Here is a 14453-nt window from a genome sequence, read left to right as displayed (position 1 = left end):
CCGGGGCACACATGCGCGATCCTTTTCAGAACCCCTTCCCATCCGACGGCGCCCGGCAGGCGATCTGGGAAATGCTCGTTTCGCGCGATATCGATGCTTTTCTTTCCGCCGACTGGTCGATGGTCGAGGATGATTTCGTCGAAGAGGGCTTCATCGGCATCGACGGCCGCAAGGAGGTGAACCCCGATAAATGGCGGCTCGCCTTTCCCTCGCTTTCGGCCTATCGCGAGGAGTGGCTGAGGCAGGCGAGAGATTTCGCCGGGCAGAGCTTCGCCGAAGATCCGCGCACGGCGATCTTCACCACGACGACGCTCGAAGATATCGAGATCGAAGGCGAGACAGCGCTTGTCCGCAAGAAATTCGACGGCGGCATCACCAAGGCCGACGGCACCCGCGATGTCCTGCAATGGCAGACGCTCTATTATTGCCGGCTGCAGCAGGGACGCTGGAAGATCTCAGGTTTCACCGGCTACCTGCCGAACCCGATGGGGTGAAGCGGGGCCGACAACACGAAGGCCACTTTCTTGCGCATATTCACGGCAGCACTGGCGACCGAGACCAACACCTTCTCCCCGATCTGCGTGGATCGCCGCGCATTCGAAGCCTCGCTTTATGCCCCGCCCGGCCAGCATCCTGATACACCGACGCTCTGCACCGCGCCGATCACCGTCGGCCGGCGCGTCGCCAGAGAAAAGGGCTGGGAGCTGATCGAGGGCACCGCCACCTGGGCCGATCCCGCGGGTCTCGTCAACCGGACGACCTATGAGGAGCTGCGCGACGAAATCCTCGGCCAGCTCCGCGCGGCCATGCCAGTCGATGCCGTCGTCATGGGCCTGCACGGGGCCATGGTGGCGGCCGGCTACGAGGATACGGAAGGCGACCTTCTCTCCCGCATGCGCGACATCGTCGGCCCCGATATCCTCATCTGCGCCGAACTCGATCCGCACAGCCATCTCACCGCCAAGCGCGTCGCGGCGCTCGATTTCGCCGTCTATTTCAAGGAATTTCCGCATACCGATTTCGTCGACCGCGCCGAGGATCTCTGGCGCATCGCCGTCGACACGCTGGAAGGCCGGGTCAAGCCTGTCATGTCAGTGTTCGACTGCCGCATGATCGACGTCTTCCCGACCTCGCGCGAGCCGATGCGCTCCTTCGTCGACAAGATCATGCGGATCGAAAAGGACGATCCCGAGATCCTGTCGATCTCGGTGATCCACGGTTTCATGGTCGGCGATGTTCCCGAAATGGGAACGAAGCTGCTCGTCGTCTCCGACAACAGGCCGGAAAAGGGCGCCGCCCTAGCGCGCGAGCTCGGCCTCGAACTCTTTTCCAAGCGCGGCACCTTCATGGTGCCGCAGATCGACGAGAGGCAAGCCGTCTCGCGCGCCATCGCCGCCACCGCATGGCCCGTCGTCATCGCCGATGTCTGGGACAATCCGGGCGGCGGCACAGCGGGTGATGCGACCGTCATCCTCGGCGAGCTGATGGCCCGCGGCGTCAGGAGTGCCGCAATCGGCACCATCTGGGATCCGATGGCGGTGCAGATCTGTTTTGCGGCGGGCGAGGGGGCGGATATTCCGCTGCGCTTCGGCGCCAAATCGGCGCCCGGCACCGGCAATCCGATCGACGGCACGGTCAAGGTCGTCAGGCTGGTGAGGAATGCCGAGATGCAGTTCGGCGAGAGCCTGGCGCCCTTCGGCGATGCCGCCCATATCGTTCTCGATGGCATCGACATCATCCTCAATTCGACGCGCGCCCAGAGCTTCGATCCGAGCCTGTTTTCGGTGATGGGCATCGACCCGACCAAGCAGAAGATCCTGGTGATCAAATCCACCAATCATTTCTTCGCCTCCTTTTCGAAGATCGCCGCGGAAATCCTTTACTGCTCCGCCGGAACGCCCTATCCCAATAATCCGGCGACGACGCCGTACCGGCGGGCGCCGAAGACGATTTGGCCGATCGTGGCCGATCCACATGGGTTAAAACGCGGAGCCGCCTGAATGCCTGATCGCAGCTTTGCCGTCGTCGCCAGGGCAGGGGACCGGATCGCCGATCTCTCGACGCCGCGCCCCGTGATCGACGAAGACCGGCTGGCCGCCAATATCGCCCGCGTCCAATCCTATATGGACGAGTACGGGCTGAACTTCCGCCCGCATATCAAGACGCACAAGATCCCGGCGCTCGCCGTCGCCCAGGTCGCCGCCGGTGCCAAGGGCATCAACTGCCAGAAGGTCACCGAAGCGGAAGTCTTCGCCGAAGCCGGCTTCAACGACATCCTCATCACATTCAACATCCTCGGACAGCAGAAACTCGAGCGCCTCGCCCGGCTGAACGCGCGCATTTCAGCCCTCAAGGTCGTCGCCGACAGCGAAGTGACGGTCGACGAGCTCGCCGCCCATTTTTCCGGCCACAAGCCGCTGACCGTGCTGGTCGAATGCGACACCGGCGGCGGCCGCTGCGGCGTGCAGACGCCGGATGAGGCGGCCTCGCTCGCCAGGCGCATCACCGCTGCCGACGGCCTCACCTTCGGCGGCATCGTCACCTATCCGAAGCCGCAATCGGCCGCCGCCGTCGAGGCCTTCATCGTCGAGACGCTGCAGCGCCTGCAATCGGACGGCATTGCCTGCCCGATCGTCAGCAATGGCGGAACGCCGAGCCTGTTCGAGGCGCATCTCGTGAAATCCGCCACCGAACACCGCGCCGGCACCTATATCTATAACGACCGCCAGATGGTGCGCATGGGCCATTGCACCGAGGACGATTGCGCCATGCATGTGCTCGCCACCGTCGTCTCCCGCCCGACCGCCGACCGCGCCGTCATCGACGCCGGCTCGAAGGCGCTGACCTCGGACCTCCAGGGCTTCAGCGATTACGGCCTGATCGTCGGCTATCCCCAGGCGCGGATCACCAGCCTCTCGGAAGAACACGGCGTCATCGATCTCTCAACCTGCACCGGCCCTCGGCCGCAGATCGGCGAAAAGCTCTTCATCATCCCGAACCACACCTGCGTGGTTTCCAACCTGTTCGACACGATGGTGTTTCATCGCGGCGGCGTGGTGACCCGCGTCGAGGAGGTCGCGGCCCGCGGCCTCGTCTGGTAGGGGCGGCTCCGGCGGTGCCGAACGCCGTTGCGGTTGTTTGATTGACGGTTTAGCCGTTGCTGTATTCGCCGATTGCGAGCGAGTTCGACAGCTGGCGGTAGGTCTCGATTTGCTGCTGCAGGAAGGCTATCCTCTGCTCAGCAACCTGGATGGCGTCAGCACCCGCGATGAAACGTTGTGGGAGTTGGTCCTGGGCCGAGAGCGTGATCAGGGCACGTGCGAGCTTGGTGGGATCGCCGCCCTGCTTGCCATTCTGTCCTTTATAGAACGCAGTCTGCTGGCTTCGGCGTTCGGCATAATCTTCGATCGTCGGCGCCGCATAATTGGTGGATGCCTCAGTGAGCAGTTCCGTTCGGAAAAAGCCGGGATTGACGATCATCGTCTGGATGCCGAACGGGCTGACTTCGGCGTGCAGAGCGTCCATCCAGCCCTCAAGGGCAAATTTGGAAGCCGAGTAGGCGGAGCTAAACTCGAAGCCCATGAGCCCGGCTGATGAAGAGATGGAAATGATCTTGCCCGAGCGCTGCTTGCGCATGGCCGGCAGAAAGGCGCGAGTCACGTTCATGGGGCCACCAAGGCTGGTACTGAGCTGCAGCTCCATCTGTTCGGGAGACAACTCCTCAAAATACCCCGCATAAAAGCTCGCCGCGTTGTTGACCAACACGTCGATCCGTCCGAACCGCTTGAACGTCGCCTGCGCAGCGGCTTCCGCATTGGCGGCGCTTGTAACATCGAGCTTAACGACAAGCAGGTGTTCGGAAACACCCACGGCCTTCGTCACCTTCTCTGGATCGCGCCCGGTGGCGACCACCCGGTGACCCGCCGCCAGTGCGGCCTTTGCAATGTCCAGGCCCAGGCCACGGCCTGCGCCGGTGATGAACCAGACGTCGTTACGCATCGGGTATTCCCTTTTGTTGTTTGTTATCCATCCATGGCCGCTTGTGCGGCCGACGGAAAGGCGCCTCACATCGCCTGAACGGCGGGCAAGCGCTTCGCCGATCAGGAGGAAGCCCCGGTTACCACTGCAACCCGATTGGTGTTGGTCATGGCTATATCGTTCCTTTTACTGCTCTGTCTGGCCTGATACCGATCCGGAATGCCGGACCGCCCGACTGCAGAAGCGGCGGCGCAGCTGCAGCGCCCCGGGATGGAACCGACAGACATTAAGCCCACCGGCTCCTCAGCTTGTTACCGAAGGGGCGACATCCCGCTTCCGCCCTTGGAGCTCGTTCCAAGCTTGGCGCCGGTATCGATCATCGCGAGCATCGGCGGGCTCAGTCGCGCGCCTTGGACCTTGATCTGAGCGAAACCATCATCGATCTCCTTGATGTCGGCGGCACTCAACTGGACCTGAAGCGCGTCCATGTTCTGATCCATCTGGTCCTGGGTCGTCGGCCCGGGGATAGGAACGATCCACGGCTTGCGGGCGAGCAGCCAGGCGAGGGCGACCTGTCCGGGCGCAGCCTGATGACGCGCGCCCACGCGCTGCAGCAGTTCGACCACGGGCCAGTTGGCGCGGCGCGCCTCTGGCGTGAAGCGGGGCAGGTTGGCTCTCAGATCGGCAGGGCCGTGGACGATCATCGGGGTAACGGTACCGGTCAGATATCCCATCCCGAGCGGGCTCCACGGCACGAAGCCGATGCCCAGATCCTCGCAGGTGGCGAGAACTTCCATCTCCGGATCACGCGTCCAGACGGAATATTCATTCTGCACCGCTGTGACCGGCTGTACCTTGTGCGCCCGGCGAATGGTCGCCTCGCCCGCAGCAGAGAGGCCGAAGTGCCGGACCTTGCCTTCGCGGATCAGATCCTGCACGGCGCCGGCCACGTCCTCGATCGGCACCCTGGGATCAACGCGATGCTGGTACTGAAGATCAATGTAGTCGGTCTTCAGCCGGCGAAGCTGTTGCTCGGTGACCCGCTTGATATGGTCGGGGCGGCTGTTGACGCCGCGAACCTGACCTTCCGGCGTGATGTCAAACCCGAACTTGGTGGCGATAACGACTTGATCACGGATCGGCGACAGTGCTTCGCCGGTAATTTCCTCGCCCAGGAACGGTCCATAGACTTCTGCGACGTCGAAGAACGTCACGCCCCGCTCGTAAGCCGCGCGGATGATCCGGACCGCTTCCTGCCTGTTGGTGGGCGGGCCGTACATGCCGGCAAAGTTCTGGCAACCCATGCCGAGGGCGGAAACTTCCAGTGAACCGAGTTTGCGGCGCTGCACGCCTGCTGGTTTTGCCGCTGTTGCAGCGGCTGCCGTCGCCGCCGATTGGGCTCTGGCGGCGGTCAGCGGCAGCATAGAGACTGCGGCAATGCCGAGGCCTGCGGCAAATAATTTCCGACGGTCCGGCATTGCGGGAGCATCGGCTTCAAGTCCGTGGTCAGTGTGCTGTTTCATGGGTCTGCACCTCCGGTAGGGTTGCAACATGCCTCGGCGCACCGCTGAGCCGCTACGCCTCCGAGAACTGGCGGGAGATTACGCTGGTCTAAAATTTCCAAAAATGGCAGTCTGGTTGATGCGTCATTAACCAGGAGTTCATAATGGATAAGGATCAGCTCGATGGTCTGCTGGCCTTCGCCCTTGTCGCCGAGAAGCGGAATTTCTCGGCGGCAGCCGAAGCGCTGAGGATCTCTCCGCCGGCCATCAGCAAGACCATCCGGCAGTTGGAGGCGCGTGTGGGCGTCACCCTGCTGACAAGAACCACGCGAGCGACGAGCCTGACGGAAGCCGGGGAGAAGTTGCTGGAACAGGCAGGGCCGGCGCTGGAAACGATCCTGGCCGCGATGAGCGACGCGGGAAATGCCGCCGACAAACCCGCAGGTCGTTTACGGTTGAATGTCCCGCAGACGGTTTACCCGAATTTCCTCAAGCCCGCGGTCGCGAGCTTCATCAAGAAGTACCCCGATGTGACGGTGGAAATCTTCTTCGAAAACGCTGCCACCAACATCTTCGAGAGGGGCTTCGATGCCGGGATCCGCGTCTCCGACATCCTGGCAAAAGACGTGGTGGCCGTTAAACTCTTCGGTCCCGTTCGCTGGGTTGTTGCCGGCGCACCCTCCTACTTCGCGGAACATGGGCGCCCGGAGCATCCGAAAGAGCTGCTGGGGCATCCGTGCATCTGTGCGGGTGCCGGCAGCCGCGTCTACGACCGGTGGGAATTCGAGAGCGACGGAAAGGAGTTCGAGGTCCAGGTGAAGGGGCCGCTGATCTTGAATGATGTGCTACAGGCAATCGACGCGGCTGTCGCGGGCCTGGGCGTGGTGTATAGTCCCGAAGAGGCGATCAGCGACAAGCTGAGGAGCGGCAAGCTCGAAGTGATCCTCGGCCGGTTCACCGGGACCAGCTCGGGAGTCTATCTCTATTATCCGCAGCGCTCCCAGGTTCATCCCAAGCTGCGGGCTTTCATTGATCACGTCAAACGTTTCGACCTTTCAAATTCCTAACGCTTGCTTGATGGATTGCGGTTCGCCGTGAATTCAGTGTACCGAGGCAATAAGCCTCGGTACGATGAACGCTCCACGCACTCCTTGCGCAGCCATGGCCGCAGTTACAGCATCTGGCCACCCGAGATGTCGAAGCAGGTGCCGTTCGCCCAGCCCATGTCGTCGGAGAGGATTGCGGCGACAGCGCTGCCGATATCGTCCGGCAGACCGACCCGGCCGAGCGCGATACCCTGGGCGACGAAAGCGTTGACAGCCTCGTTATCGCGCACCGCGCCGCCGCCAAAATCGGTGGCGATCGCGCCGGGAGCGATGACATTCACCCGGATCCTGCGCTCACCCAGTTCGACGGCCATGAAGCGCGTGAGGACCTCGGTCGCCGCCTTCATTGCCGCATAGACGCTGTAGCCGGGCAGGGTGAATCGGACGAAGCCGGAAGAGACATTGAGGATACGGCCGCCGTCCTGGATCAGCGGCAAAAGCTTCTGGGTGAGGAAGATCGGACCGCGCAGATGTGTCGCCACCAGGGCGTCGAACTGTTCTTCCGTCGTCTCCCCGAAATTGGCGAAGAGGCCGATGCCGGCATTATTGACGAGATAGTCGAACTGCTGGCGGCCAAAGGTGCCGTCCAGCGCCGTGGCCACTGCTTCGGTAAAAAGCGGAAAGCCCGACGTGTCGGTCACATCAAGCGGGATCATGGCGGCCTTGCCGCCCTTTGCTTCGATTTCATTCTTCAACGCATCGGCTTCGGCGGCGCCCGTGCGGTAGGTGCCGATGATGCCGACACCACGGTCGGCGAGGTGGAGCGCCATGGCGCGGCCGAGACCGCGGCTGGCGCCGGTGATGAGAGCGATTCTGTTGGTCATGTTCTGCCTTCGAGAGAGATTGTTCGGCGAACGGCCGCTCACGATGAGCGCCGCCTGCTTCTCAAAGGTAGCGACAAGCCGTCACCCAAACCCGCCTGATCGGATCAACATCTTGCCCAATTGTCTCAACCGGCTTGCTCGATGCCAAAGCTACTGACATAGTCCCGGAATGACCGAAGTCTTCGAACAGCATCTTGAGATCGCCTTGCGCCACGCCAAGCCTGATACTCTGCTCACGCCGATCCCGCGCGTCGAGCTGCTGGTCGGCGATCGCCCGACCGGTGAGACGCCCTGCCTTTATCGGTCGATGGTTTGCTTCATTCTTCAGGGTTCCAAACGCGTCGCCTTCAACGACAGCCTTCTGAGCTACGACAGTTCGCAATATCTGGTGAGCGCCCTCGATCTGCCGCTGATGGGGCAGGTGTTGGACGCCGGCCAGCATCGCCCTTATGTCGCCGTCTCATTGACACTCGATCCCGCCTTGCTGGCAGAACTGGCCGCTGCCATGCCGCCCAAGCGGGAAACCGATGGCGAGCAGCTCGGTCTGTCGATCAATCCGATGACGGTCGAGCTTCGTGATGCGCTGCTCCGGTTGCTTTCGCTGCTGGACAGGCCCGCCGACATCCCGGTTCTCGCGCCGATGGTTGAGCGGGAATTGTTATATCGTCTCCTGCAAGGCCCGCAGGGGCGCCTTCTCCGCCAGATCGCGCAGCCCGAGGGGCCGCTGACCCGCATCCGCCGCGCCATTGCATGGATCAGGGACAATCACGACCAGCCATTGCGGATTGATGCCGTGTGCGAGGCGAGCGGCATGAGCCGAGCGAGCCTGCACCGGCACTTTTCGGCGATCACCGGCTTCAGCCCGCTGCAATACCAGAAGCAACTTCGCCTGCAGGAGGCCCGCCGGCTGCTGCTGGGAGGCGATTATAACGCCTCGGCCGTCGCCTTCGCGGTCGGCTATGAGAGCGCATCCCAATTCAGCCGCGAATACCTCCGACAGTTCGGCGCGCCGCCCGCCCGCGATATCCGCCAGATGCGCAAACAGATCGATGCCGCATTGACCAACTGAGCGCGCTTGAACGACGTTCTCCACCAAACTTGGATGCAGGCAATCAATTTCGGCGAAGCCTCTCGACATCGCGCCTCGGCGGGGCGCCGAACAGCCTGGAATATTCGCGGCTGAACTGTTGAACGCTCTCATAGCCTACCCGGATTGCGGCGCTGTTGGCGTCCATGCGGTCGGTCAACATGACATTGCGGGCTGCATAAAGACGCAGGGTCTTTTTGTACTGAAGCGGGCTTGTCCCCTGTCAGGTTTCGAAAATTATGGTGGAAGGTAGAGGTCGCCATTCCGGCAAGCTCTGCAAGCTTCTCGACCCGCAAGGGCCTGGTGTAATTGGCTTTGAGCCACTCCAGCGCACGCACGACGCCGGTCGTCCTGTATCCTCCGGAAGCAGCGGTGATGGCAGCAACCAGCGACGCCCGATATTGTCCTTCTTGCCTGCCAATACAGCATCCTCGATCACGAGGAAGCGTTAACCGAGACGTTCCCGCTCTGGCGAGCAAGGGCATCACGGTCACCGTCGGGACTCCCTTGAACGGTGGATTTCTCGGTGGTCGCAACCGCTATCACTTCAGCGAGAACCTGCCTGCTGGCGTGGTCGAAAAACGTGCGCGCCTCGCCGAAGTCGCGAGGCGTCATGGCATCGACATCCGCACCGCCGCCCTGCAGTTTGCCGCCGCACCCTCGATCGTCTCCGCCACCGGGCCAGATGGAAGCGAATATCCAGCCGATGAAGGTCAGCATTCCCAAGTCTTTCTGGAATGAACTGCGCGAAAGCAAACTCATCTTGGCGAATGCGCCCGTGCCCGCCTGACCGCAGTTCAACAGTCGCGCCGCGCCAATCGCGCGACGGGATCCGTCGGCGCATTTCTCCGGCAACAAGCCGCACGCGGTGCTTGTCGAATCGCTACCGGCGGCGGCCGCTGGTGCGTGCAGACATCCGAGGGGGCGGCTTCGAAGCCGCAATCGGCTACCGCCGTCTAAGCCTTCGTTGCCGAGACCACCGCCGGAGCGGACCTCAGTTCTGCAAACCCCAGTCCGCGACCTGCCAGCGCATCTGCCCATGGTCGGCAACGACACGGCCGAGCCCTGGGAAGGGCATGTGCGTGGCGGCGATGAGGGCGCCTTCCGAAGCGGCGCGAGGGAAAAACCGGTCGCGCATCGACTTGGCCGCCGCAGGATCCTGCTCGAACAGGAAGAACACATCGGTCGCCCCAGGATGAACGACGGGAAAGATCATGTCCGAAACCATGATGAGGCTCTGTCCGCCATCCTCGACCCGCACGCCGATATGGCCTGGTGTGTGGCCGGTCAGGTCGACGATCGAGACGCCCGGCACGATTTCTCGCTCTCCGTCGATCGCCTGAAGTCTGGGGTAGAGGCGCACGACCTCGTCGGCCATCTTGAAACTGGTCTGCAGATAATCGGGCGCGCCGTTGCGCTTGGCCGGATCGGTCCAATGGGCGACGTCGCGCCGATCTATATAGAGTTCCGCGTTGGGATAGTTGTTCTTGCCTCCGAGAATCAGCCCGCCCATGTGGTCCTGATGCATATGCGTCACGATCACCGCGTCAATTTGGTCTCGCTGCAAGCCGAGCGCGGCGAGCGCCTGCGGCAGTCGGCCGGTTTGCCCGATCGAGCCTGCCGCACCGGCGTCGATGAGGATGCGGCGTTCGCCATCCTCGACGAGATACTGGTTGAAGAGGAACCGCACCCCGCTGGGGCGAGCGGTGAACTGCGCGACTGCCGCCTGTTCAACCTCCGCCGCGGTGCGCCCGGGAAAATAATTGTAGGGCATATCCGCATACCCATCCGTCACCGCCGTTACCGTGAAACGACCGATGCGGATCTGCGCGAGCGGCGTAACACTGACCGGCGCTTTACCGGTATCCTGTGTCGCGGCAAGCGCAGACGAGCATTCAATCATTCCTCCGCCGAGGAGGCTTCCCCCGAGGAGGCCGAGAGGGAGAGCGCTTGCAAAGGCACGACGCGAAAGTTTGGGCATGACGTCCTTCCTGATCATTTGGAATATGGGGAACCGGGCAGCGCCCTTGAACGAAGGTGAAGCTATGACATCCACAAACAGTAGGGTATCCTGCCATTTTGGGAACTTTCCTCCCAGATTGCGGAAGGATTTGGATGGACCGTTTTGACGCGATGACGGTGCTGCTGGCGGTGGTCGACGCTGGCAGCCTTTCTGCCGGGGCGCGGCGACTGCATGCACCGCTTGCCACCGTCAGCCGTAAGGTCGCCGATCTTGAAAGGCATCTCGGCGTGCCCTTGGTGCTGCGCACTCGCCGGGGCCTCTCGCTGACCGAGGAGGGGCGCGCCTTCGTCGCCGCCTCGCGGCGTATCCTTGATGAGCTGGATGCGGCGGAGCGGCAGGCGAGCGGCGACCATGGCGCGCTGCGTGGTGGGCTCCATGTGACCGCACCTGTTGCTTTCGGCGAACGTCATCTGCTGCCAATCGCGCTGGAATTCTTGAAGGAGCAACCCAATATCAATCTGCGCCTGACGCTGGTTGATCGGCAGATCAATCTGGCGGACGAGCAGGTTGACGTGGCTCTTAGAATTGGCCACCTGACGGACAGTGCACTGATCGCAACGCGCGTCGGCAGTGTCCGCCGGGTGATCTGCGCCAGCCCCGACTATCTCGCGCGCCGAGGCGTCCCGCGGCAGCCGGAAGAGCTTGTCGGACATGACGGTATCAGCTTCCAGGGCTTTGCGACCGCGCCGGAATGGCGCTATCGCCGGGACGGTCCAGCCTTCAGCATCGAGCCGCGCCCCAAACTCGCTGTCAACACGACGGAGGCGGCCGTTCAGGCTGCACTCGCAGGAATCGGCATTATCCGCGTCCTATCTTACCAGATTTCCGATCAGCTGCGCTCCGGCGCTCTGAAGGAATTACTGACGGCGTTCGCGCCGGAACCGCTGCCGGTGAACGTGATGCATGGGCCAGCCGATCCCCTGTCGCAGAAGGTGCGCTGCTTCCTCGACTGGATCGTGCCGCGCCTACGCGCGCAGATGGCGTACTAGAGCACCCGTCGCGTCGACGTCGTAGAGAACTGATCGAGCGGCGCAATGCAGCCATACGACCGAAGTCCGCAGCCGGCGGCGTCCTGGCCGTGGAAGCGCCACGCGAGTCAATTCGGCCAGGCCGATCCGCCGGCGCCGAACGAGCCGTTCGGACCGCCGCCGGGTTGATCACGTCCATATCGGTCAGTTGCACGCGTCGCTGGCGATGCCCTGCAGCAGCAAATGGATTATTAAATTCGAGCGGCTGTCATATGCCCAATGCATCAGAGCCTGGCGCTGACGCGGCCGGCACCAGCAATCTCCAGGCTCGCAGGCTCGGCGAAGCTGAGCGACATGACGGCGAATGGCTTTCCAACGGGCGATCTGCCGCTCGCCCTCGCCGGGCATGCGGCGACCTTGGTAATAGCGGCAGTACCACTGGAACCAGCCACGCGGATCGTCGGGGTGTATCCATCCCTTGGCCCGCCAGACGCTGAGCGGTTGGCTGGCGTCGACACCGAAGCAATTCAGCGACGGATCTTTTCGCAGCGACGACAGACGGGCCTCTGCAAACCAACTTTCCGGGAATTCGTCGCGACAATCCGTCATGTACTTGCCGCCGAACACGCCAAGCGCAAGCATCTCGGCGGGTGTCAGCTCCGGCCGGAAATCGGGATGAAACTTGCTGCCGATTGGTGCAGCGAGAGCGTATCGGTAGCCTTGCTGCATCCGATCATTCACGACGAGCCACCGCACCTTCATCGGGCGCCCTCCAATAGTGGTTTCGAGCGGTTGCGCCGCCAGATCGAGAGGTTCAGTGCCGCTGCAAAACTCACCCACATAAGGTAAGGAACAAGCAACAAGGCAGCCGCCGCATTCGCCGGGTAAAACAGGATGATTGTCGCCAGAATCGCACCCCAAAGCAGCATGATCTCCGCCGCGGCTAGCCCGGGTCGGTGAAGTCCAAAAAAAAGCGGCGACCACGCAGCATTGAGCAGAAGTTGGACTGCATAGACGCCGAGCGGGAGTGCTGCGCCAGTAACGCCTGCCTCTCGCCATAGGAGCCAGCCCGACAATCCGATCGATGCATAAAGAACCGTCCAGACCGGGGCGAACAGCCAATCCGGCGGGCGCCAATCCGGCTTGTCGAGCTGCTTGTACCAGTCGCCTGGCCGGAACATCACACCGGTAGCCGCCGCGGCAAAGCTCGCGACCTGGAAGGCGACCAGCACAAGGAGGGAATGCATGTCCATCCGCCAAAAAATGGAGGGAACCGCCCACGCTGTAAGCGGGTCCCTCCGAACATCCTATCGGTTCTGGCGAGCGGCAAACTCGCCGGAGCCCATTGCAGAAGACAGGGGTATGACCTGCCAGGCCGCCGATAGCCCCACCAGGATGTAAACAATCCGGGCGAGAGCCGAGCCAGCCCCGAAGATGGCGGCCACAAGGTCAAAGCCAAATAGCCCGACCAGACCCCAGTTCAGCCCGCCTACGACTAGGAGGGTGAGCGTGACAATGTTGATGATCTTCATGGTTGTTCTCCAGATCGAGGACGCGGTCAGCCTTCCGGCGGCATGATCACCTTGTCGATGACATGGATGACGCCGTTCGAGGCAGCAATGTCGGCAGAGGTGACGGCGGCGTCATTGACCTTGACTGTGGAGCCATCGACGTCGATGTCGATCATTTTGCCATTGACCGACTTCGCTTCATCGATACCGGCCACGTCCTTAGCCATGACCTTCCCCGCGACCACATGGTAAGTGAGTATCTCGGTGAGCTTTTGCTTGTTCTCCGGCTTCAACAGGCTTTCGACGGTACCGGCCGGCAACTTGGCGAAGGCTTCATCGGTCGGAGCAAAGACCGTGAACGGACCTGCTCCTTTGAGACTGGTGACCAGGCCTGCCGCTTCGAGCGCGGTCGCCAACGTCTTGAATTTACCTGCCTCCACGGCAGTATTGACAACATCCTTCTCCGCGGCGACTGCGCTGAAGCTGCTGCCGAACACCATCGCTGCAGCGAACAAAAGGCTCTTCATTTTCATGTCATTCTCCTCTCGATGACGGGTGCCCATTGCACCTCACCATTTTCATTTGGAGAACATCGGTTTTATTGCCACTCAAATTTTCGTGAGGACAAACACAATTTTCTTGTGGTGAAAATTGCCGCCATGTTAGTTTCCCGAAACGAAAAGGAGTTTACGACGTGCTTTCCGACACGCTCTCCAACGAGCTTCAGCGCTACGCGATCGGCCCTCGTATCAAAGCACTGCGCCTGAGAAAGAAGCTGGGGCTGGTGCAACTGGCGGGGCATACAGGGCTCTCGCCTGCGATGCTTTCGAAGATCGAGCGCGGGCAGATGTTTCCTACGTTGCCGACGCTGCTTCGCATCGCCATGGTTTTTGGGGTCGGCCTCGATCACTTCTTCAAAGCCGACAAGGAGGAGCCGCTCATCGCGGTCGTTCGAAAGGAGCAGCGTCTCAAACTTCCAAGCCCGCCGGGCGAAAAGCGCCCTGCCTTTTTCTTCGAAAGCCTGGACTATCCCGCTGCTGACCGCCGCATGGAGGCGTTCTACGCCGAGTTCCCGATCGATTCGCCACCCTCGGAGCCGCATCAACATGGCAGTGCTGAGTTCATCTACGTGCTCAGCGGTCGGCTTGTCGTCAATGTGGACGGCAAGGAGACGGCGCTGGATGCCGGCGACGCCATCTATTTTGACTCAAGCGTTCCGCACAGTTACCGCCGGGAAGGCGAGGAAATTTCCAGCGCTCTTGTTGTGATTTCTCCTTAGGCGGCCGTTGGCTGCGTACTCCCGGAAATCCCATTCATGGGCCGCATTGGGTGGAGGATGTCTGGATCGAGGTCGGGCTAATCAACGGCCGAGATGAGAGAGCATTGCAGCCATCCTCGCGAATGTCCGTGATAGGCAGCAGCGATGATCGACGGGATGTCTCGAACAGAGCCAG

17 protein-coding genes are annotated in these 14453 nt (G+C 62.0%); 8 read left to right on the top strand and 9 right to left on the bottom strand.

Annotated features, from left to right (window positions below):
• Window positions 1–11: 11 nt before the first annotated feature.
• The 3 genes from C4N04_RS08570 to C4N04_RS08560 are packed head-to-tail and all read left to right on the top strand — an operon-like array spanning window position 12 to window position 3101.
• Window positions 12–494, top strand: a complete 483-nt coding sequence (locus C4N04_RS08570; RefSeq protein WP_106795824.1) for a hypothetical protein — start codon at window positions 12–14, stop codon at window positions 492–494.
• Window positions 495–524: 30 nt separating this feature from the next.
• Complete coding sequence (locus tag C4N04_RS08565) at window positions 525–2000, top strand: M81 family metallopeptidase (RefSeq protein WP_106795823.1); 1476 nt, start codon at window positions 525–527, stop codon at window positions 1998–2000.
• A complete protein-coding gene (locus C4N04_RS08560; RefSeq protein WP_106795822.1) occupies window positions 2001–3101 on the top strand; it encodes a D-TA family PLP-dependent enzyme in 1101 nt (366 codons plus the stop codon).
• A 49-nt stretch (window positions 3102–3150) separates the two neighbouring features.
• On the opposite strand, the gene C4N04_RS08555 is transcribed toward C4N04_RS08560, so the two are convergent.
• Complete coding sequence (locus C4N04_RS08555) at window positions 3151–3999, bottom strand: SDR family oxidoreductase (protein WP_106795821.1); 849 nt, start codon at window positions 3997–3999, stop codon at window positions 3151–3153.
• A gap of 290 nt (window positions 4000–4289) precedes the next feature.
• Window positions 4290–5327: an aldo/keto reductase gene (locus tag C4N04_RS08550; RefSeq protein WP_106795874.1), complete on the bottom strand. Its 1038-nt coding sequence runs from the start codon at window positions 5325–5327 to the stop codon at window positions 4290–4292.
• Between the two features lie 317 nt (window positions 5328–5644).
• Here C4N04_RS08550 and C4N04_RS08545 point away from each other — a divergent pair, with 317 nt between their 5' ends.
• On the top strand, window positions 5645–6547 hold the full coding sequence (locus tag C4N04_RS08545; RefSeq protein WP_096763583.1) for a LysR family transcriptional regulator: 903 nt from the start codon (window positions 5645–5647) through the stop codon (window positions 6545–6547).
• Between the two features lie 104 nt (window positions 6548–6651).
• On the opposite strand, the gene C4N04_RS08540 is transcribed toward C4N04_RS08545, so the two are convergent.
• A complete protein-coding gene (locus tag C4N04_RS08540) occupies window positions 6652–7410 on the bottom strand; it encodes an SDR family oxidoreductase (protein WP_096763582.1) in 759 nt (252 codons plus the stop codon).
• Between the two features lie 169 nt (window positions 7411–7579).
• On the opposite strand from C4N04_RS08540, the gene C4N04_RS08535 reads away from it, so the two are divergent.
• Window positions 7580–8479 (top strand): AraC family transcriptional regulator, encoded by a 900-nt coding sequence (locus C4N04_RS08535; protein WP_096763581.1) that lies wholly within the window; start codon window positions 7580–7582, stop codon window positions 8477–8479.
• 43 nt (window positions 8480–8522) lie between these two features.
• Here C4N04_RS08535 and C4N04_RS32105 read toward each other — a convergent pair whose 3' ends face one another.
• Window positions 8523–8660: a hypothetical protein gene (locus tag C4N04_RS32105; RefSeq protein ID WP_245425555.1), complete on the bottom strand. Its 138-nt coding sequence runs from the start codon at window positions 8658–8660 to the stop codon at window positions 8523–8525.
• Window positions 8661–8872: 212 nt separating this feature from the next.
• Here C4N04_RS32105 and C4N04_RS31560 point away from each other — a divergent pair, with 212 nt between their 5' ends.
• A complete protein-coding gene (locus tag C4N04_RS31560) occupies window positions 8873–9238 on the top strand; it encodes a hypothetical protein (protein ID WP_199852455.1) in 366 nt (121 codons plus the stop codon).
• A gap of 253 nt (window positions 9239–9491) precedes the next feature.
• Here the strand turns inward: C4N04_RS31560 and C4N04_RS08520 are convergent, their stop codons facing one another.
• Window positions 9492–10478 carry an MBL fold metallo-hydrolase gene (locus tag C4N04_RS08520; protein WP_106795819.1) on the bottom strand — a complete coding sequence of 329 codons (987 nt, stop codon included), beginning with the start codon at window positions 10476–10478 and terminating at the stop codon, window positions 9492–9494.
• A gap of 134 nt (window positions 10479–10612) precedes the next feature.
• Between C4N04_RS08520 and C4N04_RS08515 the strand changes: the two genes are divergently transcribed.
• Complete coding sequence (locus tag C4N04_RS08515) at window positions 10613–11509, top strand: LysR family transcriptional regulator (protein WP_106795818.1); 897 nt, start codon at window positions 10613–10615, stop codon at window positions 11507–11509.
• A 183-nt stretch (window positions 11510–11692) separates the two neighbouring features.
• Here C4N04_RS08515 and C4N04_RS08510 read toward each other — a convergent pair whose 3' ends face one another.
• The 4 genes from C4N04_RS08510 to C4N04_RS08495 are packed head-to-tail and all read right to left on the bottom strand — an operon-like array spanning window position 11693 to window position 13532.
• On the bottom strand, window positions 11693–12250 hold the full coding sequence (locus C4N04_RS08510; protein ID WP_106795817.1) for a hypothetical protein: 558 nt from the start codon (window positions 12248–12250) through the stop codon (window positions 11693–11695).
• Window positions 12247–12735: a TspO/MBR family protein gene (locus tag C4N04_RS08505; RefSeq protein ID WP_106795816.1), complete on the bottom strand. Its 489-nt coding sequence runs from the start codon at window positions 12733–12735 to the stop codon at window positions 12247–12249. The genes C4N04_RS08510 and C4N04_RS08505 overlap by 4 nt, the downstream gene beginning before the upstream one ends.
• A 60-nt stretch (window positions 12736–12795) precedes the next feature.
• Window positions 12796–13020: a DUF378 domain-containing protein gene (locus tag C4N04_RS08500; RefSeq protein ID WP_009990023.1), complete on the bottom strand. Its 225-nt coding sequence runs from the start codon at window positions 13018–13020 to the stop codon at window positions 12796–12798.
• A 26-nt stretch (window positions 13021–13046) separates the two neighbouring features.
• The gene (locus C4N04_RS08495; RefSeq protein WP_106795815.1) at window positions 13047–13532 is read right to left on the bottom strand and encodes a fasciclin domain-containing protein; all 486 of its coding nucleotides are present in this window, start codon (window positions 13530–13532) and stop codon (window positions 13047–13049) included.
• 161 nt (window positions 13533–13693) lie between these two features.
• On the opposite strand from C4N04_RS08495, the gene C4N04_RS08490 reads away from it, so the two are divergent.
• On the top strand, window positions 13694–14278 hold the full coding sequence (locus C4N04_RS08490; protein WP_040111560.1) for an XRE family transcriptional regulator: 585 nt from the start codon (window positions 13694–13696) through the stop codon (window positions 14276–14278).
• Window positions 14279–14453 lie beyond the last annotated feature (175 nt).

The sequence above is a fragment of the Rhizobium sp. H4 genome, from assembly GCF_003013335.1.
In the GTDB taxonomy this organism is placed as follows: Bacteria; Pseudomonadota; Alphaproteobacteria; order Rhizobiales; family Rhizobiaceae; genus Rhizobium; species Rhizobium sophoriradicis.
This window is presented reverse-complemented; position numbering and strand designations above follow the sequence as displayed.